This is a genomic window from Thermococcus prieurii (assembly GCF_054657655.1).
The window spans coordinates 170323-192893 of sequence record NZ_BAAHYH010000002.1 but is presented as its reverse complement, the minus strand read 5'-3'; the positions used below and the strand labels follow the sequence as shown (position 1 = coordinate 192893).

The window sequence follows — 22571 nt, the reverse complement described above, 5'->3', positions numbered from 1 at the left end:
GCCCCTTTTCTACCCACTTTTGACCAAAAAGATTTATTTTTCGCCCTTGTATTCTTTCCCGGGGTGAGACGATGGGGCTCGAAATGTGGCTCCGAACGGGGCTGTTGATGGCAATCCTCACCGGACTGCTTATGGGAATCGGCTACCTCTTCGGAGGGCCCAGCTTAGCGTTCATAATGTTCCTCTTCGCCATGCTCTTCAACTTCATAACCTACTGGTACAGCGACAAAATCGTGCTGAGCTGGTACAACGCAAGGATAGTTGACGAAACCGAGGCGCCGGAGCTCTACGCGATAGTGAGAAACCTTGCCGAGAGAGCAGGGCTTCCAATGCCCAGGATAGCGATAATCCCGACCGAGACTCCGAACGCCTTCGCCACAGGGAGGGACCCGAAGCACGCGGTCGTCGCCGTAACTCAGGGACTCCTCAGAATCCTCAACAGGGACGAGCTTGAAGCCGTCCTCGGTCACGAGCTAACCCACGTCAAGAACAGGGACATCCTCATTGGAACCATCGCCGCGGCCATGGCTGGGGCGATAATGCAGCTCGCCTACTGGGCGCGCTGGATAGCGATATTCGGCTCTTACGACGACCGTGACGGTGACAACATCATCGCCGCAATCCTCGTGGCGATTCTCGCTCCAATCGCGGCGATGCTGATTCAAGCCGCTATAAGCCGTTCAAGGGAGTTCCTTGCGGACGAGGGCGGTGCGAAGCTCAGCGGAAAGCCTTGGGCGTTAGCGAGCGCGCTCCTCAAGATTGAGCAGGCCGTCCGCTACAGGCCGATGCGCGAGGGCAACCCAGCAACCGCCCACATGTTCATCATCAACCCCTTCAGGGGAATGAGCATCGCCGAGCTGTTCTCAACACATCCACCGACGGAGAAGAGAATCGAGAGGCTCAGGAAGCTCGCCGAGGAGATGGGCTACGTCCCCAACTTCTGAATTCAATTTTTGCACAATAATTTAATCCATCAATTCTTTATTTATATAACTCTGCTGAAAACTACCGGTCGCGCTTCTCAACAATATGCATTTAAACGTTAGCGCTCAACTCTTAACGGTGATTAACGTGAAAGCCGTGAAGGCAACCCTTCTCTACGACGGCCTCGGCAACGTCCAGAGGGACGTTTACGTCGTTTTCGATAAAAACATCATGGACGTAACGAAGGAGAAACCGAAGGATGCAGAAGTAATCGCGGAGGGTGTCGTTACCCCCGCATTCATAGACGGCCACAGCCACATTGGAATGGACAGGTATGGGGAACCCTACCAAGAAGGCGAGGCCAACGAGCAGATGGATTCGGTTCTTCCGCTCGTCGATGCGCTCTACTCTATCTATATGGATGACAAGGCCTTCAAACACTCCATCGAGTTCGGCGTGCTCTACTCCTCGGTTCTACCAGGAAGCGGAAACATCATCGGCGGAAAGGCCGTCTTCATAAAGAACTACGGGCGAGACATCGAGGACGCTTTCGTCCAGTACGCGGGCGTTAAGGCCGCTTTCGGCTACAACCCGCGCTCGACCACGAGCTGGAAGGGGACCAGGCCGAGCACAAGAATGGGCGCGATAGGAATACTTCTCAACTGGCTCATCAAGACCCAGAAGACGATAACGCTCCTTGAGAAGGGCAAGAAGGAGCCTGAGGAGGTCGAGCCTACTGTCGAGGCTCTGATTCCGGTCCTCAAGGGCGAGCTCCCGCTCCGCGTCCACGTGCATAAAGAGGACGATATAGCTGCTCTGCTGATGATAAAGCGGAAGTTCGGGCTCAGAATAACCATCGAGCACGCCGGCGACGTCCACAGCAGGGAGACCTTCGAGAAGATTAAAGCCGAGGGCGTTCCGGTCATCTACGGCCCCTTCGACAGCCACCCCTACAAGGTCGAGCTCAATCACGAGGACTGGAAGAACGCCAGGTATTTGCTCGATGTCAGGCCCCTCTTCGGCCTCATGAGCGACCACCCCGTTACGCTCCAGATGAACCTCTACCTGCAGCTCAGGCACTTCATAAGGCTCGGCATGAGCAAGGCGGAGGCGATAAAGGTTATCACCCACAACAACGCGAAGATACTCGGCGTTGACGACAGGCTCGGAAGCGTAGAGAAGGGCAAGTGGGCATCTCTCGTCGTCTGGAACGGCGACCCGTTCAGCCTCGAGAACTACCCGACGCACGTCTTCGCGGAAGGCGAGCTGATTCACGAGGCGGACTGGTGAGTTAAAGCCTTTTACCTCTTTTTTGCTATTCTGTTGCTTCAGAGGTCAACGCTTCTCGTCATTGCGCCATCTATGACGACGGTGGAGCCGAGCATGTATTCGGCATCATCACTGAGCAGAAAGGCCACGAGCGAGCCGAGTTCTTCCCACCTCCCGGTTCTGTGAAGGGGCGTTCTGCCAAGCACTTCCTTTTCCCACGTCTCCTCGAAGGGCTCTCCCTTCGCCTCTGCAACCGCCCTGAGGTTCTCCCGCGCACCGGGCGTGTCGAAACTGCCGAGCAGAACGGAGTAAGCACGGATTCCCTTACCTCCGTAGGTCCTTGAAACGCTCTTCGCCAGCTGAACAAGTCCGGCGCGCGTTACATCGGCAAGAACGAGCGGGGGCATCGGTTCCTTTATCGAGACCGAGTTCAGGTAGACGAGAACGCCCTTCCGCCTCTTCTCGAGCCACGTTTGAACGAGGAGCGTCGTTAGATAGCCCGGCGCCACCGTGTGGAGCGCTGAAGCCTCAATCCAGTCGAGGTAAGTAGCTTCGTGGAGGAGGCACGGCTCACAGCGGACGTTTCCGGCGTTCCAGACGAGGGCGTCAACTCCCCCAAGGAGCTCCCAGCCTTCTTTCACAAGGTTCTCAAGGTCCCTCTGGTCAAAAAGATTGGCCTCAACGGCGTAAACCTCGCCGTAGCCCGAGAGCTCGTCAAGGGTCTTTCTCAGGTTTTCCCGGTTTCTGGAGCTTATAACAACCCTTGCGTTCCTCCTCAAAAGCTCCCGCGCGACGTTGAAGCCTATTCCGCGCGAGGATGCGGTAACTATTACACCCATCCCCTTCAGGTCGACCTCAATCATGGTAGCGCATACGAGGGTGGGCTAATAACCTTTGTCCCCCTGACGAATTAGGCTTCCCGAATTTGGGAAATCTCCGTCATTATGGCAAGATTTTCGGGAAAAGAGACTTAAGGTGCAAAACCTTCGGTTTTTAACAGATTTTTCGAAAAACTTTGGGGGTGATAGAGTGAAGTTCTACATCTGCAGGGAGAAGAGCGAGCCGAAACCCTTCAAGGTCGCAATCATTGGCGCAGGCCCGGCTGGGCTGACGGCCGCCGGCTACCTCGCATGCAAAGGCTACGAGGTCCACATCTACGACAAGATGCCAGAGGGCGGGGGAATGGTAGCCTTTGCGATTCCGGAGGTTAGAATACCGATAAAGACAGTTAGAGAAGGCGTTAAGAATCTCGAAAAGCTCGGCGTGAACTTCCACTTCAGGACGAAGGTCATCTACGACTCCCCACGGGAACTCGGGGACGAGTGGGCCGAGCACTTCGTGTCGCTCGAGAGACTGCTTGGTGAGTTCGATGCCCTTCTCATTGCAACGGGCGCCTGGCGTCCGAGGAAGCTGAAGGTTTCCGGCGTGGAGCTCCCGGGCGTTTACGACGCGCTTAAGTTACTCCACCACATAAAGATGGCGAGGATAGGTTACTACCCCTGGGACCGCGTTCCCGACTTGAAGGGCAAGCACGTCGTCATAATCGGAGCAGGCTACACCGCGGTTGACGTTGCCCTCGAATCGAGGCTCCTCGGTGCTGAAAAGGTCACGATGGTCTACCGCCGTTCCCTGGAGCAGAGCTACGCAAAGGCCGAAATCAAGAAGCTCATTGAGGAGGGGCTTGAGTTCATCGAGATGGCCTCGCCCGTCAGAATCATCGGCGGAAGCAGGGCCGAAGGTGTTGAGTTTGCGAGGACGAAAATCGTCGAGGGAAGCGTTGTTACAACGGACGAAAGGTTCATCGTTGACGCCGATGTGGTAGCCTACGCTATCGGCCAGTTACCAACGAGTCCGATTCGAGAAGTCGTTTGTGCGAACGAGGAAATCCTTAAGGAGGCCGGGATTTTCTTCGCCGGAGACATCGTCGCGCCGAGAAACATCGGAACCGCGATGCGTGAAGGGAGAGCGAGGGCAAAGGAGATAGAGGAGTGGCTCACAGAGAAGGCACCGAGAAAGGTCTTCCCCGTCCCGGTTACGGCCAGGCTGATAGGCTCCGTCCTGAGCGGGAAGTGCTGACGAAAGCTTTAAACGCCCCCTTCCCAACCCCCTTCCATGACGGAGCCGAAAGAAATCGTGCTTAAGGAGAGCGAAGAGGTAGAGGGAGTTCCGATTGAGGGGCCGTGGCTTGACGACGTTTCAAGCATTGAGGAGGTTTTGGATTACTACGGGCGCATAGGCTTTCAGGCGACGCACCTCGGAAGGGCGATAGAAATCTGGCGGAAGGTCGAGGAGAAAAGGGCAAAGGGAGAAGAAGTCCGCGTTTTTCTCGGCTACACCTCGAACATCATCTCCTCCGGTTTGAGGGAGATAATCGCGTGGCTCGTGAAAGAGGGCAAGGTCGACGTCATCGTAACCACTGCCGGCGGAATAGAGGAGGACTTCATAAAAGCACTCAAACCCTTCGTCCTCGGCGACTGGAACGTTAATGATGCCCTGATGCGCGAGAAGGGCATCAACAGGATAGGCAACATCTTCGTGCCCAACGACAGGTATATTGAATTCGAGAAGTACATGATTCCCTTCTTCGAGCGGGTTCTTGAGATGGAGAAGGAACGCGGGGTTTTAACGGCGAGCGAGTTCATCTACGAGCTCGGTAGATACATGGACGAGAAGCTCGGAAAGGAGAAGGAGAAGAGCGTTATCTACTGGGCCTACAAGCGGAACGTCCCGATTTTCTGCCCGGCGATTACCGACGGCTCGATAGGGGACATGCTCTACTTCTTCAAGGAGGAGCGCGGGGATAGAGAGCTCATCATAGACATCGCCAATGACATAGTGAAGCTCAACAACCTCGCCGTCACCGCAAAGGAGACCGCCTCGATAATCCTCGGGGGTTCATTGCCGAAGCACGCGATAATCAACGCCAACCTCTTCAGGGGTGGAACTGACTACGCGATTTACGTGACGACGGCAATTCCGTGGGACGGCTCTCTGAGCGGTGCACCGCCGAGCGAAGGTGTCAGCTGGGGCAAGATAAGGGCAAAGGCCGACTACGTCGAGATTTGGGCCGATGCGACGCTGGTCTTCCCGCTACTGGTGTGGAAGGTGATGAAGGGATAGGGTTATATCCAGAAAAAAGCAACTAAGAACTGGTGAAAGCATGGAAGAGGTTATCCTCAGAGTCAGATTGCCCAAGGGCATTAATGAGGATACACGACGGGCTATTGAGAGGGAACTTGAACTTGAAGCGTTGAGGATATACCTCGAACTGAAATCAAAGAAAAAACGCGAGAAGCGCTCGATTGAGGAATACCTGGGAATATTTGGTAAGGCTTCTCCTCAGGAGCTCGACGCCTACGCTCTGGAGGCTGAGGGCTTTGAAGACGTACATTGACGCAAACGTCATTTACAACTTTCTATTCACGACGCCTTTGACCGCGAGGGCAAAAGGGATACTGACTTTGGACGATGAGCTGATTGTCTCCCCGATTTCAATCAACGAGGCAGTTTACGTCTCCTTCAGGAAGCTCGCCAAAGAGAAACATGGAATCTCCAATATCTACGATGCAAAGCGATTCCTCAAGACACCAGCTGGTTCAAAACTGATTGAAACGGCGTTTGCCATGGTCTTGGGCCTCGTTGGAGATGCGGGGATTGATATTCTACCCGATGAGGATAGGACTGAGATAATAAAGGAAGTTGCCACAATATACGGCCTCCTACCAAGCGATGCCACAATCCTTGCAACCTGCATAAAGCACGGAATTCCGAGGATAGCAACTTTTGACTCCGACTTTGGGAACATTGATGTGATTGAGGTCGTTAAATAGTTTGCACCTCCACTGCAAACTCTTTTTAAACTCCTTTGCAGTTGGAATGCAAAGGTCAATAGTTAATTGTGAATCCTCGAGGTTTCACCATTAGCGAACTCCCTTATCCCCTCCACGTCCCTCCTCTGGACGAGCCTGAGAAGCTTGGCCGTGTAGGCTATCTCAAGGGCGTTCTCCTCAAGGTTTTCGAGGAGTTCGTCAAGTCGATTGAGCAGGTCTCCCTCCGCCCGCTTCATCACCTCGCCCGAGAAGCCAGAGTATTCGAGGGCCTTTGCTATGGTGATGAGCTCAGAAGATGGCCGCCGAATCTTCTTGGCAGGGGTTGGGGTTTCTGATTTTCGGACTTCAAAAGCCCTTGGGTCAATCCCTTTCTTCTTGAGGAATTCGTACCATAGGTCTCCATACACTTCCTCTGGTTTCACGACGTTCGGGAATGCTTTCTTCAGTTCGATTATGTGATCTCCTATTGTTTCGAGCACTTTCTCCCGTGGTACTCGGAGGAGCCCGTCGAACACTCCGGTCAGCTGAACTGCCGGCGGTTGATCGTACAGGTTTTTGTAGTGATTAACGGCTATCCAGTATGGATCTGCTCGGTTGTCGAATATGTTGTGCGCAAGTTTGTCCGAAATCTCAACAGCACTCTCAACAGCCTTTCTAATTTTCTCCTTGTCTATAATCTTTCCCCTCATTTTGTACGCTGTGTAAATGGCATCTGTCATCTCTTCGATTACTTTCTCTCTGTGCTTCTGCAGGAACTCCTTGAATCTTGGCACTTTTATACCTTTACCTTTTCCTCTGTATGTTATGTCTTCTAAAGGTCTTATTTCATCCAAACCGCGGATTTCTCCAACTTCTTCACCGATTTCTTTAAGTATGTTGTGGAAGCGGGACTCTACGTGATCTGTGTGCGCGCCGCCGATCCCATCTCTTGCTAGCCCAGTGAGCAGGCCCATGAGAAAATCATATCCGACCTCTGTGGGCGTTTCTCTTTCGGAGACAAATCTGTAACTTCCGTCAGGAGTCCAGTGTGTGTGTTGGGTGCGGGTCGGGTAGGCCCGCGGCGATCTGGGCAATTTTGGCAAAGACTGTCTCGTTTTTCCCTGACGGTGCCGTATATACATCTACCTGTTCCCTTCTCTTTACTGTTCTGAATCTTCTTTTTTCTTCGATCTCTACTATTCCGGTTCTCTTCCGCGTGAGCACCATCTGGCACACCCTTTAAACTTCACCCCGGGGAGAAATAAGCCTTTCGAAGTCCCCCAAGTCAAAGGGGAAACATCTCTCAATCCACTTCAATGGGGGACTTGACCTTTATTGGCTCGAATAATAATCACGGTTATGATAATCAGAATTATCATTTCAAAGTTCCCAACGCTTCCAAAACCCTACCCTCCCCACCCGGTAACACCAGAGGCCTCGACAGGTGCTTCCTCGCGTCGGGGGGAACCTCGTAAATTTTCCTCTCCAGCTCGCGCGGGACTTCAACTGGAATCAGCTTCTTCGGCATTCTGTAGCCACAGCGCTTGCACTTCAGGTAGTCGCCCTTGCTCTTCATCGTTCCACCACAGCGCGGGCACTTGGGCTTTCTGTATTCGATTTTCGGGACGAGCTTCACCGGGTAGAACTTCTCAAGGTTGAGGGTCAAGACCCCCTCGTGCTCCTTAACCCCTCCAGCGGCTATGATTTCATCGCCGGGCAGGAGCCTCCGAACGTAGTTCCTGAACTTCTTCGTCGGCTCGAAGGCCGCCACCCTGATTTTTCCGGTCTCGTCCTCCAGCTCGAAGAAAACGTGCCTCCCGCGCTCCCAGTACGGCTTGGAAACTCTCCCTCTGACAACCGCACTGTCGTATAGCCTCAGCTCGCCGATTTTTTTGGGAGTCAGATGGTCGTCGGTGTTCTGGTTCGTCTTGTAGAGCTGGTAGAAAGCTATCGGCTCCCCAAAGCAGACCATCTCAAAGGTCTGGAGAACCTTTCCCCTGTCAATCCCCCTGATTCCGACGAGAACGGGGTCTTTGCCGTGAGGGGCTATGAGGACTGTTCTCTTGTAGGGGTCAACGTTATCGTAGGTGAAGGGGTAGCTCCACCTGTCGGCCAGAAACACGCTCTCGGCGTCGACTTTTCTCTCCTTCCCCCAGTTCTCCGGCTCGCGGTAAGCTAAAAGCTCGTAGGTGAAACGCTCCAATGGATAACCGATTGAAGCGAGCGCGCCGATTATGCCCCTTCCGAGCTTGAACTTGAAAGTTTCCGCCCCTACTTCCCTCGCAACATTCTCGGCTTCCTCGATGGTAACGTGCTCCCTTAAAGCTTTGAGCGAGAACTTCCTCAGTTTTTCGGGGATTTCGCCCTCGAGAAAAGCGACGCCGGGGTTTGTGTTCTCGTGTGTGAAGTCCGCAAGCTGATTAACGTAGAACAGCACGAGGTCCTTAATCTCAAGGATAAGCTCTTCATCGACCTCGAAGGTCATCGCAACCGCTCCGTTCCCGCGCGTCTTGTAGGGGATGTTCGGGTTCAGCCTTATCAGCCTCGGCAGGTCGATGGGCTCAGCTAAGCGCGACAGCTCGCGGTAGAGGAGCGCGCCGAGATATGTCGTGCACATGCCGTTGGGCGAGTCCGTGTCGTCGATTCCGATGTGGAGGAGCATGGTTGGAGAAAAGAGCGAGGGCTTAAAAATTAAACGCTCAGCCCCGCTCAAGGAGGACTCCCGAAGGCAGTCTAATGCTGTACCATATCGAGGCGTACGCTTGTATGCCCCTAAGGGCATCCTCGTCCGTGCCAATGACCAGCATTATCAGCGCGCTCTGGTTCCATGGATTTTGGATAACCTCCAGAACACGGAGGCTTCCGGAGTACGTTTTCCCCGTGATTCTGCTCTTTACCATCGTTCCATTGACGAACACAGGTGTGTTCTCCTGAAGTTTGGAGAGGATTGAGGCGTTGGATAGCAGGACAAGTACAAGGTTTTTCCTGAGGTCACTGGAATTTAGGTTCGAGACCGGCTTTATTGTCGCCCGAATGCCTTTGGCGGTGTACGATTCAAACACGAACTCCGCCAGTTGTTTTTCCGCAGGCGATGCGCCGTACGAAACTACCACGCCACTGTTGTTTGCGGCGATGACAAAATCCCACACGGTGATGGGAAGCGTGAGGTTCTTACCCCCATCGGTACGGTTGTACACCTCCCCGATTACCCGCGCAAGTTCGGGCATGAAGTCGGTGTAGTTCTTGTAAACGTCCCGGTGCTTCATGTAGTCGTTGACGTAAGCCCTGTAGACGTCTCCGATAAAGTAAAAGCCGATGTCCCGATTTCCTATTAGGCTCTTGAGCGCCTCCTTGGGATGCCCCGTAACGTTGAGGTAGTAAACCTCGACGGCTCTGACGAAGGTCTCGTAGAGCATGACTTTGAAGTTTGGATAGGCCATCCTGGTGAGCTTTTCCCGGACAGGGTTGTATAGGGACTCGTATGGTTTGAAGAGGTAGTAGTACTTATCCACAGCTGGATTAACGAAGCTGTGAGCGAACTCGTGGACAAGGAACGTTATTCCCGCCCGGCTCAAGTACACCCTTGGGACACCGCCCTCAATCCTGTCAAAGCCCAAGAACGCGTAGATTCTCTTCTTCCCCCCTTCGTTGAGATGATAACCGAAGCCGTCGTAGGCAATCAGAGTCAGCGGAACTATTGTCCATGAGGAGGCGTTCTCGCCGAAGAAGTTCTCCTCAAAGCGGGTCACGTTGAGGATTCTCCTCCCGTTTGCCTCGAATTCGAGAAGGGTTTCGTTATAAAAGGCTCTGTGCTCGTTGTAGAACCTCCAGAAGTCTGTCTCGTTGGCGAACTGGGCAACCGCCCTCGCGAACTCGTTGAGCAGGGTAACGTTGAGCCAGGGCCTCAGGCGGAGCATGTCGCTCCAGTTCATATCCCTTGAAAAGTTGACGGGGTTTAGGTGAAGCGCGAACTCCGGGATAGCGTCGTACGCCAGACTGTTGTTGACCATTTCAGGAACCATCCGAACGGCAGTGGCGTTTGTGTAATTCCCGAAGTAATTGAGAACGTCCCTTAGGTAGGGATAGTTGTAGGGATTTGCCCCAGCCCGGTACGGACTGGCATGCTTCCGGTACCAATCGGAGTTTGAGAGGAAGTATATTATCTGGACGAGCTCAAGGCGCGGGTCAATCTCAACGTGAACCCTGCTGGAGAGGTTCACCTCAACGGGGGCAAAGTCAAAACGCTTGGAGCTGGAAGAGTTCCGCGGGAAGCCCGACGATGAGGTGCTCAAAGACGTGGACTCGTTGATAGCACCTGAGTGCGCTTGTCCCCCCGTGGGATGAGCCGAAGATGTTGGGGACACCGGGTGGCTGGAACTCGAAGCGATGCACCCAGCCCCAACAACGAGAAGCACAATCAGAACCATGGAGGCAACGCGCTTCATGCCATCACCTGAAAACAATTTGGATTAATAAATTTAAATCTTTTTGAGGGAAGAAACCAGACATGAAAATCACGAACAGGGCTCAGAGCAGGATAAGCCCCGCGGAGATTACGAGGACAACGATGAAGTACAGCAGGGAGCACCTGTGGAAGTCTCTCAGCGAAACCCGTGCTATTCTAACCGCTATGAGATTGGCAAGAGAGCCGACGACCGTGCCCGTTCCACCGGCGTTCACGCCAATCGCCAGCGGGAGCCACGCGGGTTTGGAGCCGAGGAAGACAACCGTCGCCGGAACATTGCTTATCAGCTGGCTTAATCCTGCAGACGCCAGAACAAGGCCGGCTCCCTCGGTCGGGAGAGACAGCCCCGCCTTGATGAGTAGCGCCGAGAGCTCGTTGAAGTCGATAAAGATGAACGCGAAGGTGAGCACGAGCGCCCAGTCGAAGCTTAGAAGCACGTCTCGCTCGAGGAGAAGAAAGGTCAGCAGAGTGAGCGCAATCGAGAGCTCGTGCCTCCCGGTTTCGCCGAGGTAAACGTTGAGACCGAGGAGAAGGGCCGAGACAAGAAACAGGTCCTTTCTGAAGGCAACCGGGGGAAGGGAGCGGACGGAGAGCGGTTCATCGGGAGTAAGGAAGACGATTGCCAGCAACAGGCTGAGCCAGAGGAGGACGAAGGGGAGCATACCCCTGATGAATGCAAAGAAGCCCAAACCGTACTCGCGCCAGATTATGATGTTCTGCGGGTTCCCTATCGGCGTCAGGGCGGAACCGACGTTCGCCGATATTGCCGAGAGTGTTACCGCCCTCGCCTTGTCCATTCCCGAAAGCTCTGAGAGGGCCACGACGAGGGGAATGAAGACGAGCATTGCTGTATCGTTCATTATCAGTGCCGAGGAGAGGGCGATAGTTGGAAGCAGGAGGAGAAGCAGTCTTCTGCTCGAACCGTTTGCCCTTGCTACGAGCCTCGGCGCGAGCCTGTTGAAGACTCCCGAAAGCTCGAGGCCCTTCGAGGTTATGATTAAAGCTGTGATGAGACTTAAACTGCCCCAGTCAACGAGATTCAGTGTTCTCCCGGGGAGAGAGCGGTCTACCAGGACTAACCCGGCATAGAGAAGGAGCAGAACGCTCAGGAACCACTCCCTTTTCAGGAACTCCCCGAGCCTACAGGCCGTGTCGCCTCACCTCTTCGGTTAGATGGTAATCCGGAATCAGCTCGCTTCCGTCCGCCGAGACGCGGACGTGCAGGATTATAAAGCTTTTCCAGGCAACAGGCACGACCCAGCAGTCCTCCGGCTCCCTGAACTCCGCCCCCTCAAGGACATGGGCCTCTTTGAGGACCTCGTCTATCCTTTCGCGGGCCCCCTCAGTGCAGGGCTCCGCGTGGGGAGGTGCGCCCTTTGGACTTGGGTTGCCTGTTCGCGGGTCGTAGTGAACCCTGTCTATCGCGAAGTCGAGGTAGAGAACCGGAACGTCCACGTGGTCGGGGTGAACTATCGGTTCTCCCGCCCTGAAGAAGGGCAGTGCCTGCCTGACGAGCTCTATTGCTTTTTCAGCGTCTTCCGGCTTAAGGATTCGGCTCTTCCTTTCGGGTGTTCGCCTTATCGGGGGAAACGGCGCGCTCACCTTTCACCACCTCCGGAAAGCGCAACGACGAGGGTGAAGGTCATGACGAGGATAATTTCATAGGTCTCTAAGAGGGCCGTTGAGGGCCACTTGAAGAGGGTTCCGATTACGGCGAGGGCAAAGAGAACGAGCGAGGCAATCCTAACGTTTTTCTCCGAGCCGAGGCCGTAAATCAAAGCTCCCATGAAGAACTGGACGAAGAAGTACGTCGAGACGAAGACGTGGGGCCTCGTTCCCTCGTGGAATATCCCTATTAGAGCCAGAAAGATGGCCGAGACGCTTATGTAGGCCCCGCCAACGGTCTGGACTTTGTTGACTGCCATTGCAATTAGGTAAAGCGCGAAGGCCAGCACGAAGAACGATGTAACCACCAGACCGGCGTTGTAAATCCAGGGCGAGTTCGCTCTGGCTCCGCCGAGGTCGCTCAGCGCGTTCCTCCAGAAGGAGAACCAGGGGTTTTCCTTTATGGCCCAGGCGACAAAGAGCCAGTAGACAAGACCGCCCGCAAAACCGCTCCACGCGAGTTTTTTCGAGACCATTTTAACCCCCTAATTCCTTCGAGCTTGTGCGTAAAAACCTTTTATGTTAATTAAGGACTTCCGTTGGTGGTGGCATGGAGTTCTTCGAGGTTCTCAGGAAGAGGAGGAGCATCCGGAGGTTTCAGGACAGGCCCGTTCCGAGGGAGCTTGTGGACAAATTGCTCGAATCCGCGTTCCTCGCCCCGAGTTCCTACAACAAAAGACCCTGGCACTTCATCGTGGTGGATGATAGGGAGAATCTCAAGGCCCTCTCAAAGGCAAAGCTCGGTGCGTCCGGCCTGGCGACGGCGCCTATTGCGATAGTGGTTACCGCCGATGAAACGAAGAGCGACGTCTGGATAGAGGACTCGAGCATAGTTGCCGAGCACATACAGCTCTCAGCCTTTGCCCTCGGCCTCGGTGCGTTCTGGGTGCAGATAAGGAACAGGATGCACGACGAGACGAAGAGCGCGGAGGAGTACGTGCGAGAAGTCCTCGGCATTCCCGAAAACTACCGAGTCCTCTGCATAATAGGCGTTGGCTATCCGGCAGAGAAAAAGCCCTCACACGGTGAGGAGGTCTTCGAGTGGGAGAAGGTGAGCTACAACACCTTTGGCAGGCCGTGGAAAAAGGAAGAGGTCAGCCGAGGGCAGAGAAAGTAGCTTCCACCAGCCTCTTCACCGCTTCAACGTAACCCTGCCAGTCCATCGCCTGAACGGAAGCTGGGTGGAAAAATTTGTCGATTATCACCGGGGCGAAGAGCCCGAAAGCGACCACGAGGATTCCGAGGACTAAGTTAATTGCCACGAAGAGCGGAACCTCGTGCCTCTCCGGTTCTTCATGTTCTCCGTGCTCATGATGTCCCTCGACCGGCTTTCCGCGCCAGAGGGTTATGAAGAGCTGGAAGTATGCCCACGCGGCTATCGCGCTCGTGATTATCACGACGGAAGCCACGAGCGGGCTCACCTGGAGGAGGGCGTTGAAAATCAGCATCTTGCTGAAGAAGACGTTGAGGGGCGGAACGCCGACGAGGCTGAGCGTCGCCAGGCCGAAGAGGAACGTCGTTACCGGCATCTCCCTGCCGACTCCAGCTAAGTCTTCGACCTTCATCGCTCCCCTGCGGTAGATGAAGGCTCCAACCGTGAAGAACAGGAGCGTCTTCGCTATCGCGTGGTTGACGATGTGGAAGTCGATTGCCATCAGCGCGAGCTGGGTTCCGACGCCGAGGGTCATGAAGAGGTAGCCCATATGGAGTATCGTGGAGTAAGCGATGAGTCTCTTGACGTTCTTCTGGACGAGCATCATAATCGAGCCGAGGAATGCCGTCGCCGTTCCGAGGACGAGGAAGACGAGCGAGAGGGTCTTCCAGAAGGGAAGCCCGTGGAAGAGCGTGTAGGTGTAGCGCGCGAGCAGGTAGATTCCGACGACCTCGACGAAACTGCTGAGTATCGCTCCGACTGGAATCGGCGCGCCTGAGTAGGCGCTTGGAAGCCAGTAGTGGCCCGGGAAGATTGCGCTCTTTACTATGACCATCGCCAAAGTCAGCGCGAAGAAGATGGCCAAAGCGAGCGTCGGCTCGCCGAAGAGCTTCGTAGTTACCGGGAATGAAACCCCGTGGAACTTGGCGCTTAGGTCAGCCATGTTGAGGGTTCCGAAAGATGCGTAGATGAAGCCGAGGGCGAGGAAGTAGAGGCTCGTCGCGACGGCCCCGCTGATGCCGTACTTGAAGGCCCCTTCAACGGCCTCGCTCCTGTTGCGGTAGAAGCCGACTATCGCGTAGGCGCTCGCGCCGATGACCTCGAGCATGACGAAGGTGTTGAAGGCATCACCCGTCATGAAGGCCCCGAGAGTTCCTGCCTCAAGCCCGAGGAGAAAGGTGTAGTAGAACTCGAGGCCGTGCGTCCTTATGAATTTGGCCGAGTATATTCCCGCGAGGAGGAAGCCGAAAGTCGCCGTTAAAACGAGCGTCGCCGAGAGCTTGTCCACCTCGAAGACTATGCCGATGGGCGCTATCCAGTTGCCAAAGGCGTAGACAAGCGGTTCACTGCTCGAATAGGCCCTATCGAACAGCCAGATTCCAGCGAGGAACGTAACGGTGAGGGCGATGAGTGAGTAGGCTATTACAATTCCCCTCTTTCTGCCAGTCATGAAGGCCACAAAGGGCAGGAAGAAGGCGAAGCCAAGTGGTATGACTGGAACGAGTCCGACCTGCATGCTATCACCTCAGTCGAAGATTTTCCTCGCGTAGTCCTCGAAGTAAGCAACTATGCTCTCCTTCACTTCCTTCTCGTCGAGCGTGGAAACGTCAATCCAGTGGACGTAGAGCCACTTTCCGTCGTCGCTTATGTCCACCACAACCGTTCCGGGCGTGTTGGTTATCGAGTTTGCAACGAGGACCTTTCCGTAGTCGCTCTCGACGTCGAGGGGAATTCGCACTATGCCGGGGTTGGCCTTGAGCGTGAAGACCCTCTTTGCCACGTCAATGTGCGTCTTGGTTTCCTCGATGAAGAAGTATCGGAGGGCGTAGACGATTGCGTAGAACCACCTCCTCGGCGAGAAGAACTTGAGCTCGTTCTCAACCAGCCAGTGACCGACGATGAAGGAAACTATGAGCGCGACTATCGAGCCCGTTATTATGTCGTACTCCGTCGCTGAACCCGTGTAGAACAGGTACGTTGCCAGCACTATGAAGAACGTCGCCGGTGAAAACCTGAGCCTCATTCGCCCTCACCTCCCATTATCTCGGCCATGTCCCTTGCATCCACCGTCCCGTGGAGGCGGTAGAACTGTATCGCATATGTCGCGAGAAGTATGTTCATGGCCATTCCGATGACTATGGCCGTGAGCACGAGTGCCTGCGGAACCGGGTCGACGGCCCTGCTCAGGAACTCCTCAAAGCTCAGGTGCTTCTCGTAAATCGGCGGGAAGACGGGAAAGACGAGGCGGTAGCCGATTAGGATGAAGAGCATGTTTATCGCGTCGCCCATGACGTTGAGCATGATGATTTTCTTAATCAGGTTGGAGCGCGTGGCAACTCCGTAGATTCCAAGGAGTATCATGCCGAAGAGCGTCAGCGTGATGTAGGCGAGGAGGAAACTAATCATCGACCTCACCCCTGAGGACGGTCTTGAATATCCACTCCGAAACGCCGAGCACGAGGAACACCGTCAGGAAGCCGAAGGTTACCGCAGTGTACTCGCCGACGTCGAGGTTGAAGAGGCCCGTCTCGCCGGGCAGGAGGTTTATCTCAAGGACTTTGCCACCGTAGAGGAAAACCGGAGCCAAGACAGTGGCGAGGATTAAAGCTAAGCCGAGGGCATAAGCTGAAATCGTGTGCCTCAGGTTGAGGCCCTTTCTCTCAAGGGTGAACTTCGAGAAGACTGCGAAGAGCAGGAGGGAAGCAACTGCCATCGCCGAACCACCCTGGAAGCCACCGCCCGGCGTCAGGTGGCCGTGGAGCGCTATCGAGGCGGAGATGGCGACTATCATTACCACGACGAGCTTTGTGGTTGCACGGGTTATGAGGTCCATCTGCCTGTGAGGTTCCTTCGCCTCGAGCTCCCTTACAATCTTCTCCTGCTCGTCGGTGAGCCTGAGCACGCTGAAGGCTCCCATTATCGCGAGGAAGAAGACGAAGGTCTCGAAGAGCGTATCGAAACCACGGTAGTTCCAGACTATGGCCGTAACGACTTCAGGGCTGTGGCTCGTGAGGCCCTCGTGGGCGAAGGCGTGGCCCAGGTAGAACTCGCCGAGGGGTCTTAGCTCTGCCCCGCCGAGACCGAGGACGTTGGCGTAGACTAAGGCGTAGGCAATGAATGCGAAGGCCCCAAGGAAGGAAACCGCGACGATAACGTCCCTCTTCATTCTCCCACCTCGTAGCGCTCCGTTTTGCTTATGGCGAGGATTACGAGAGCTGTATAGGCTCCAACCGCTATGGCGAGGTATGCTAAAACTATGTCCGGGGCCGCGAGTATGTAGAAGCCGAGGGCGAAGAACGTTGACTGGACGGAGCTCAAAGCAAGGGCCTTGAGCAGGTCGTGCTCCTTCATGGCCAGGTAGCTGAAGGCGAAGCCGAAGGAAACGACTATCGCAAGGATTATCAGGTGAATCTCAATCATCTCGCCAGCCTCCTGAAGGTGAACTTGGGTTCTTCCTCCTCTCCGGGCAACTCCTCGTGCTCGCGGACGAGCTCCGCAACGTCCTCTCTCGTTGGTAAGTCCTCCTCGAGCTGGTCAACTACCAAAGGAGGCTTCTTTCCGACCCTTCCGAAGTAAACCGCTGAGACGAGGGAGTGAGTTCCTGTGGGGGCTATCAGGAGGATTAGGACACCGACGGTGAAGGCTATTCCGGCCATGAAGAACCTCTGGGCGCCGAGCGGGTAATAGACGAGCGCCACCAGACCTGCACCGAAGACCGGTAACGCAGCGCCTCCAACCGTCCCAACGGTCGCGGCGTGGGTTCTCATATAGAAGTCCTTGAACCTGAGCAGGCCTATCGCCGCTATGAGGTCGTAAATCGCCCCAAGGAGTATCGCGACCGACCCGATGATGAAAATGACGTCCTCGATAATCATACCTCCACCTCCCCGTAGAGGACGTACTTGGTGTAGTAGATGTCCAGCATGAAGGCCCACAGGGCAAGGATTATCGCACCGCTCGCGAGCATGATTGACTTGAAGTAGATTCCTAATATTACCATGAACGCCGCCATGTCGAAGGACAGGCAGTCGACGGCGAGGATTATGTCTGCCGTCGTCGGACCCTTAATCGCGCGGATTCCATAGAGGACGAACGCGAATGTGTAGATGACGGCCGCGAAGTAGAGGACCTCGTTGAAAACGACCTCAACGTTCATGCAAACACCCCCAGGAGGACTATAAGGACGGCCATCGCAATCGCGAAGCCACTTATGAGCGCGTTCATGTCGAGGTTCTTTGATTTGCCCCAGCGCGCGAGCCTTTCAACGGCCCTTATGAGTGGCATGAACATCGCCTCGTCAAGGTGCCTCACAGGGTAGTCGAGCGCGTCGTCGTAGTCCCTAATGAGCGGGAGCTCATGCTTCGGAACGACCTTTATGATTGGGAGAATCCTGTTGAGGTAAAAGCCCTTGCCCAGAGATAGGAAGTAGTCCGCCGTGAAGCGCAGTATGTCGCCCATGTTGTAGAAGATTAAAAGGAGCTCGCTGATGCGCTCCGTTGGCATCTTCCCGATTCTCCAGCCGATGACTGCCATAGCCACGAGCGTGACGAGTGCAATGAGCGAACCGGGACTTCCCAGGAAGAGCTGTGACGGAGTCTCTGGCAGGGGATAGCCGAGTTCTTCAATTGAACCCGTCAGCCATGGAAGCAGGATGAATGGGAACACCGCCACGAGGAAGCTCGCGAGCGAGACTATTCCCGTGACGGTTCTTATCGCGAAGGGAACTTCATCCCTTTCAACTTCCCTCTTACAGATGAGCCTGTTTATCCTCCTGACCTGGATTATCGAGGCCAGCGGGAATATTCCCAGGAATGCTATCGTGACGACCATCAGCCAGAGGAGGACGTTGGTAGTGCCCATTGAAGCCGTGTAGATGAGCCACTTGCTCACGAAGGCCGAGAGGGGCGGAATTCCGGCCATCGAAAAGACGGAGAGCGACATCAGGAGTGCGATGACGTGCCCCTTGAGGAGCTTTCTCATCGAGCATATGTTCGGCTCCTCTCCGTAGTGCTCTATCGCGCCGAGGCCGAAGAAGAGGGAGCTCTTGTAGAGCACCTGATACAGGACGTGGAGCAACGCTCCGAGGAGCGCAACCGTTCCGAGGAAGGTCCCCTGGAGCACGAGGGAGCTTCCGAGGGCGAAGTAGGCTATTCCAACGTCCATGACGCTGTGATAGGCGAACTTGCGCTTGAGCCTGATTTCCTTGAAAGAGTAGAGCGTCGCAAAGGCCGTAACCGTGCCGATAAAGGCCACAGCGTAACCGAGCGCCTCTCCAGACGGGAGGACGAAGTGGGCAACCCTGAGGAGCAGGTAAACTCCAAGGGCCTCGCCGAGGAGGAAAACCGGCACGAATGGACTCGGAAGCGAGCGGTAAACCCTCGGAACCCAGACGTGGAAGGGGAACGCCCCGCTCCTGACGAGGGAAGCCAAGAGGAAGAGGACAAGGAGAAACGCTGGACTGACGGCTAGATTTCCGAGGTTCTCGCGGAGGCCGTGGAAAGTCAGGTGGTGCAGGTTCCCGACGGCACCGTAGGCCAAGCCGGTCGCTATGAGGAGGGGGATTATGCCGAAGACCTGTGTGAGGACGAGATAGCGCCAGGTGGCCTTTCTTGAGCCCCTCGTCTCAGATGCCAACACCATCACTGCCGTGAAGACCGCGAAGAGCTCGTAAAAGAGCGTGAGCCTCTCGATGTTGTTCGTTGACAGAAAGACCACCGCTGAGAGGAGTGCCATGTTGGTGGCCATCGCCAGGAACCTCTCGTCCCCCTTCACCTCATAGGAGAGCAGGTAGAGCGAGAGCGTGAACGTGATGAAGGCAGTTACGAGCAGAAAGAGGGCCGAAAGGGAATCTATCCTAACAGTCGTGGGGAGGAATGGGATTATCTCACCTGAAAGACCGTTCAACCCCTCAACGGCGCTCGCGAATAGGAAGACGGAAGAGACAAGGGTAACGTAGTAGGCTCGCTTTCCAGAGGCGAGGCCGATGAGTGAGGCTATGAATAGCAGTCCGAGGGCCAGCTCCAGGACGTAGAGGCTCATGGTATCACCCCGTAGAAGGTTATCTCCTCGACAAGCGGGTAGGCGAGGTAAGCCGAGACCAGCGTCAGGACGATGAGAGTCACGAGCGACGCGGTTATTATCGGGTGGGTGCTGGCCTTCTCGACGTTGGGCTCCCCGAAGACGTTCTTCGTTATCCACTTGAGGCCGACCCAGAGGAAGACGGCCGAATCTGTTAGAACCATAATAATCGGGAGCCAGGCCAGGGCAGAAACCTTGACGAGGCTCAGGTTGGTTATCAGCTCGGCCTTGCTGAAGGCTATGCCCATCGGGGGAAGACCTGCCAGTCCGAGGAGTGCTACCGTCCACGCGAGGCCGTTCACGGGCAGGATTTCCCTTAGACCGCTTATCCGCCTCAGGTCGAGGGTCCCGAGGGAGTACGTGAAGGTTCCGGCGGTGAGAAACGCCAAACCCTTGACGAAGGCGTGGGTTGTGAGCTGGAACATTGCGGCCTTAAGTCCGATATCGAAGTTCGGTGCTTTGCCCGTAAGGCCGAGGACGGCGTAGGTCAGGCCGGAGAACATTATTCCCGCCTCTGCCACCGTTGAGTAAGCTAAAAGCCTCTTCGCGTCCTTCTGGACTGGGTAGTTGAGTATCGGGATGAGGAGCGTGAGGGAGACCATTATTGCCATGAAGTAGAAGACCCAGACGGGGAGGGGCCCGATGAACTGGATAACTCTCGCGACGAGGTAAACCCCCATCTCGACCATCGCCGCGCCGTGGAGGAAAGCGCTCGCGGGAGTTGGAGCCTCCATAGCATCGGGAATCCACGAGTAGGTCGGAAACTGGGCGCTCTTGGTGTAGCCCGCTATGAGTAAAGCAAGGAACAGCCAGGGCTTTACCCCGGGGGAAACCGTCGAGAGCGAGAACAAACTTAAATCGTGGAGCTGGGTGAGGCCGATGTAGATGGCCGTGTAGAAGCCTATCATAGCACCAACGTTCGGGATTATGAAGGCCTTGAAACCGGCCCTCCTCGCCTCCTTGGTGTTGTAATAGCTCACAACGCCCCAGCACGCTAAACCCATAAGCTCGAAAAAGATGAGCAGGCCGAGGAACGTGGAGGAGTAGATGAATCCGAGGGTGGCACCTTCAAAGAGCGTCATCCAGGCGTAGAAGAGCCCCCTACCTTTTCCTCCCGGGTGCCCGACGTTTCTCTCGCTCATGTACTCGACGCCGTAGAACATGAATATAAAACCCGCAACGGCAACAACAGTGCCTATCAAAACGCTCATGGGGTCGATTATAAGGCCATAAACCTCACCGAACTGGGCGCTTTTGAGGTAGGTAATGTGAATAAGCTCCTCGTGGCCGAGGAGGTAGAGAACGGCGACGCCGAACTGGGTAATCATCGCCGATATGAAGGAGGCGAGCATTATAACGTCCGCTTTTCTCTCGTCGAGCCTGAAGAGGATTAACCCACCGATGAGAGGGACTGTGAAGGTTAGTGCTGCCAGAAGGCTTATCATGACTGACCCCCCAGTCGGGTTAAAATCCATTAGGTTTGTCTAACGAACCTTTTTAAAGTTTTTCATTGTTTTCCGAAAGATGTTCAAAAGCGGTCATTTAGTGGCGAAATTCAATTCACTGGAGGTGAAGTTCTGTGGACATAATTGGGAACTCTTAGGGGGACAGCGCTTGTGGAAGGAATTAAAAGGTAAGGGACTTACGGCCCATTCTGAGTCAGCAGATTCCTCAGTCCGGCCTTTCTCGCGCCCAGTTCCCGGTCGAGCATGAAGAGACCGTTTGGACTGTCTCCGATTATCTTCAGCTTGTCCACGATGGCCTTCGTGTTCGCTTCTTCCTCGACCTGCTCCTCGACGAACCACTGGAGGAACTGGTATGTCGCCCTGTCCTTCTCCTCCTCGGCCAAGTCAACGAGCTTGAAGATGGACTGCGTGACGCCGATCTCGTGGAGGTAAACGGCCTCGAAGGCCTTGAGCGGGCTCTCGAAGTCCTGCTTGGGCTTCTCAATCCTCTCAAGCTCAACGGTTCCTCCCCTGTTGAAGATGTAGTCGTAGAAACGCATCGCGTGTCCAAGCTCCTCCTCAGCCTGAGCTTCCATCCAGCTCGCGAAACCATCAAAACCCTTCTCCTTGAAGTAGGCCGCGATTCCGAGGTAGAAGTAGGCCGAGAAGAGCTCCTTGTTGAGCTGTTCGTTCAGAGCTTTAAGCATCCTTTCGCTCAGCATGATACCACCTCGTTCGTTATTGTTTTCGAACCTTATAAGTTTGTCTATCGAGCTTTTTGACTCAACAAGATAACCGACGGCGGGGAGCTCGATTACCTCCGCCTGATTTTCCTGAGCTTCGGCGCTCCAGCTCCTAGGAGCAGTGCACCAATAATCAGAAGGTAGAGGTTTTCCCTTTTTCTTGGGGCGTTTTTGCAGACTGGAAGCCGGTTTTTAAAGGCCCTGGTGAAGTTCACGACTTCCAGCTTGTTTCCATTGTAGTAGAGAACCCTGACCTCGTTCCAGCTCAGGGGAGTGTCGTAACGCTCCGGACGGGTGTAGATTAGAACGCCCCTGCCCAAGAAAACCACCCTCAGCGTAACGTTCGACGGAAGTTCGAGGGAAAAGTTATCGGGAAGCCTTATCGTGTAGGTCAGGTTCTTTGAGGGAGGTAGCTCAATTGTGTCCGTAGGGCCCACCCCAATAATTTCCAGCGTGGAGCCGTTCAAAACGACCGGGTAGGACTTTGACTTTATCGAAACGTTGTCGCACGAACACAGCTCCTTTCTGATTTCCTTGGGAATCGTGACGTTCTCTACGATGCAGGGCCTCTCCGGATAAATCACCCGCCTATCGCTCAGGTACCAGAGGCCATCGTGGAAGACGTAGAACAACTCATACGCCCCGGTGGTGTTTCCGAGGTAGTAGAGCCGTCCGTCCTTGAAGTAGAAGTAGTAGTCCCCGACCATGCTCGGCGTTATCGAACCTCCCATAGCGGGACCGAGGGCGTCCCAGGAGAGGTCTATAATCGCGTCGTTGTGTCCAACCTTGATGAAGGGGTAAAACGTGCAGTACTCGTCTGGAGCAAGGACTGAGTGAGGCCCGCACAGGGACCCAATAGGAGTTGTATGCACTAAGCGTACAGTGGGGAGCATCAAAACGAACAGGAAAGCAACGGCGAGCCGGGATTTTGTTCCCATCTGAACACCGCTTGAAGAATCGCGGGAGAACTTAAAGGGTTTCTCTCCCCATTTTTGTCCCATAAGGTCTTTAAACGCATAA

At 54.9% G+C, this 22571-nt stretch carries 26 protein-coding genes; 7 read left to right on the top strand and 19 right to left on the bottom strand.

The window, feature by feature from the left end; all coding sequences use genetic code 11:
• Window positions 1-71 precede the first annotated feature (71 nt).
• Both htpX and ACYQ04_RS04270 read left to right on the top strand, forming a co-directional pair.
• Entirely contained in the window at window positions 72-944 is an 873-nt protein-coding gene (gene htpX, locus ACYQ04_RS04275; RefSeq protein ID WP_460127606.1) for a zinc metalloprotease HtpX, read from the top strand.
• A 127-nt stretch (window positions 945-1071) separates the two neighbouring features.
• A complete protein-coding gene (locus tag ACYQ04_RS04270; protein WP_460129846.1) occupies window positions 1072-2214 on the top strand; it encodes an amidohydrolase in 1143 nt (380 codons plus the stop codon).
• A 38-nt stretch (window positions 2215-2252) separates the two neighbouring features.
• Here the strand turns inward: ACYQ04_RS04270 and ACYQ04_RS04265 are convergent, their stop codons facing one another.
• Entirely contained in the window at window positions 2253-3032 is a 780-nt protein-coding gene (locus ACYQ04_RS04265) for an SDR family oxidoreductase (protein WP_460129844.1), read from the bottom strand.
• A gap of 190 nt (window positions 3033-3222) precedes the next feature.
• On the opposite strand from ACYQ04_RS04265, the gene ACYQ04_RS04260 reads away from it, so the two are divergent.
• The 4 genes from ACYQ04_RS04260 to ACYQ04_RS04245 are packed head-to-tail and all read left to right on the top strand — an operon-like array spanning window position 3223 to window position 6023.
• Entirely contained in the window at window positions 3223-4269 is a 1047-nt protein-coding gene (locus ACYQ04_RS04260) for an FAD-dependent oxidoreductase (protein WP_460127603.1), read from the top strand.
• 36 nt (window positions 4270-4305) lie between these two features.
• Window positions 4306-5313 carry a deoxyhypusine synthase gene (locus ACYQ04_RS04255; protein WP_460127601.1) on the top strand — a complete coding sequence of 336 codons (1008 nt, stop codon included), beginning with the start codon at window positions 4306-4308 and terminating at the stop codon, window positions 5311-5313.
• Window positions 5314-5353: 40 nt separating this feature from the next.
• A complete protein-coding gene (locus ACYQ04_RS04250) occupies window positions 5354-5587 on the top strand; it encodes a hypothetical protein (RefSeq protein WP_460127599.1) in 234 nt (77 codons plus the stop codon).
• Complete coding sequence (locus ACYQ04_RS04245) at window positions 5517-6023, top strand: PIN domain-containing protein (protein WP_460127597.1); 507 nt, start codon at window positions 5517-5519, stop codon at window positions 6021-6023. The genes ACYQ04_RS04250 and ACYQ04_RS04245 overlap by 71 nt, the downstream gene beginning before the upstream one ends.
• Window positions 6024-6085: 62 nt before the next feature.
• Here ACYQ04_RS04245 and ACYQ04_RS04240 read toward each other — a convergent pair whose 3' ends face one another.
• The 7 genes from ACYQ04_RS04240 to ACYQ04_RS04210 form a co-directional block, all read right to left on the bottom strand.
• Window positions 6086-6976 carry a hypothetical protein gene (locus ACYQ04_RS04240; protein WP_460127596.1) on the bottom strand — a complete coding sequence of 297 codons (891 nt, stop codon included), beginning with the start codon at window positions 6974-6976 and terminating at the stop codon, window positions 6086-6088.
• Window positions 6977-7037: 61 nt separating this feature from the next.
• Window positions 7038-7229: a hypothetical protein gene (locus ACYQ04_RS04235; RefSeq protein WP_460127595.1), complete on the bottom strand. Its 192-nt coding sequence runs from the start codon at window positions 7227-7229 to the stop codon at window positions 7038-7040.
• 148 nt (window positions 7230-7377) lie between these two features.
• Window positions 7378-8664 carry a tRNA(Ile2) 2-agmatinylcytidine synthetase TiaS gene (tiaS, locus tag ACYQ04_RS04230; RefSeq protein ID WP_460127593.1) on the bottom strand — a complete coding sequence of 429 codons (1287 nt, stop codon included), beginning with the start codon at window positions 8662-8664 and terminating at the stop codon, window positions 7378-7380.
• 37 nt (window positions 8665-8701) lie between these two features.
• Window positions 8702-10447 (bottom strand): DUF4932 domain-containing protein, encoded by a 1746-nt coding sequence (locus tag ACYQ04_RS04225; protein ID WP_460127591.1) that lies wholly within the window; start codon window positions 10445-10447, stop codon window positions 8702-8704.
• Window positions 10448-10529: 82 nt separating this feature from the next.
• The gene (locus ACYQ04_RS04220; protein WP_460129842.1) at window positions 10530-11510 is read right to left on the bottom strand and encodes an SLC13 family permease; all 981 of its coding nucleotides are present in this window, start codon (window positions 11508-11510) and stop codon (window positions 10530-10532) included.
• A gap of 97 nt (window positions 11511-11607) precedes the next feature.
• Window positions 11608-12069 (bottom strand): hypothetical protein, encoded by a 462-nt coding sequence (locus tag ACYQ04_RS04215; RefSeq protein WP_460127589.1) that lies wholly within the window; start codon window positions 12067-12069, stop codon window positions 11608-11610.
• Window positions 12066-12608, bottom strand: a complete 543-nt coding sequence (locus ACYQ04_RS04210) for a DUF998 domain-containing protein (RefSeq protein ID WP_460127587.1) — start codon at window positions 12606-12608, stop codon at window positions 12066-12068. Before ACYQ04_RS04210 ends, ACYQ04_RS04215 begins: the two co-directional genes overlap by 4 nt.
• Before the next feature lie 74 nt (window positions 12609-12682).
• On the opposite strand from ACYQ04_RS04210, the gene ACYQ04_RS04205 reads away from it, so the two are divergent.
• A complete protein-coding gene (locus ACYQ04_RS04205; RefSeq protein WP_460127585.1) occupies window positions 12683-13249 on the top strand; it encodes a nitroreductase family protein in 567 nt (188 codons plus the stop codon).
• On the opposite strand, the gene ACYQ04_RS04200 is transcribed toward ACYQ04_RS04205, so the two are convergent.
• The 11 genes from ACYQ04_RS04200 to ACYQ04_RS04150 form a co-directional block, all read right to left on the bottom strand.
• Complete coding sequence (locus ACYQ04_RS04200) at window positions 13227-14801, bottom strand: proton-conducting transporter transmembrane domain-containing protein (RefSeq protein WP_460127584.1); 1575 nt, start codon at window positions 14799-14801, stop codon at window positions 13227-13229. The genes ACYQ04_RS04205 and ACYQ04_RS04200 overlap by 23 nt on opposite strands.
• A 9-nt stretch (window positions 14802-14810) precedes the next feature.
• Complete coding sequence (locus tag ACYQ04_RS04195) at window positions 14811-15308, bottom strand: Na+/H+ antiporter subunit E (RefSeq protein ID WP_460127582.1); 498 nt, start codon at window positions 15306-15308, stop codon at window positions 14811-14813.
• Window positions 15305-15691 carry a sodium:proton antiporter gene (locus ACYQ04_RS04190; RefSeq protein WP_042689936.1) on the bottom strand — a complete coding sequence of 129 codons (387 nt, stop codon included), beginning with the start codon at window positions 15689-15691 and terminating at the stop codon, window positions 15305-15307. Before ACYQ04_RS04190 ends, ACYQ04_RS04195 begins: the two co-directional genes overlap by 4 nt.
• A complete protein-coding gene (locus ACYQ04_RS04185) occupies window positions 15684-16451 on the bottom strand; it encodes a Na(+)/H(+) antiporter subunit B (protein WP_460127580.1) in 768 nt (255 codons plus the stop codon). Before ACYQ04_RS04185 ends, ACYQ04_RS04190 begins: the two co-directional genes overlap by 8 nt.
• Window positions 16448-16705 (bottom strand): hydrogenase subunit MbhD domain-containing protein, encoded by a 258-nt coding sequence (locus ACYQ04_RS04180; RefSeq protein ID WP_042689942.1) that lies wholly within the window; start codon window positions 16703-16705, stop codon window positions 16448-16450. Before ACYQ04_RS04180 ends, ACYQ04_RS04185 begins: the two co-directional genes overlap by 4 nt.
• Window positions 16702-17160 carry a monovalent cation/H(+) antiporter subunit G gene (mnhG, locus tag ACYQ04_RS04175; protein WP_167914871.1) on the bottom strand — a complete coding sequence of 153 codons (459 nt, stop codon included), beginning with the start codon at window positions 17158-17160 and terminating at the stop codon, window positions 16702-16704. Before mnhG ends, ACYQ04_RS04180 begins: the two co-directional genes overlap by 4 nt.
• Complete coding sequence (locus ACYQ04_RS04170; protein ID WP_167914872.1) at window positions 17157-17441, bottom strand: MrpF/PhaF family protein; 285 nt, start codon at window positions 17439-17441, stop codon at window positions 17157-17159. The genes mnhG and ACYQ04_RS04170 overlap by 4 nt, the downstream gene beginning before the upstream one ends.
• A complete protein-coding gene (locus ACYQ04_RS04165) occupies window positions 17438-19324 on the bottom strand; it encodes a complex I subunit 5 family protein (protein ID WP_460127578.1) in 1887 nt (628 codons plus the stop codon). The genes ACYQ04_RS04170 and ACYQ04_RS04165 overlap by 4 nt, the downstream gene beginning before the upstream one ends.
• Entirely contained in the window at window positions 19321-20808 is a 1488-nt protein-coding gene (locus ACYQ04_RS04160; protein ID WP_460127577.1) for a hydrogenase 4 subunit D, read from the bottom strand. The genes ACYQ04_RS04165 and ACYQ04_RS04160 overlap by 4 nt, the downstream gene beginning before the upstream one ends.
• 197 nt (window positions 20809-21005) lie before the next feature.
• The gene (locus ACYQ04_RS04155) at window positions 21006-21530 is read right to left on the bottom strand and encodes a ferritin (RefSeq protein ID WP_460127575.1); all 525 of its coding nucleotides are present in this window, start codon (window positions 21528-21530) and stop codon (window positions 21006-21008) included.
• 92 nt (window positions 21531-21622) lie between these two features.
• Complete coding sequence (locus ACYQ04_RS04150) at window positions 21623-22489, bottom strand: hypothetical protein (protein ID WP_460127573.1); 867 nt, start codon at window positions 22487-22489, stop codon at window positions 21623-21625.
• Window positions 22490-22571 lie beyond the last annotated feature (82 nt).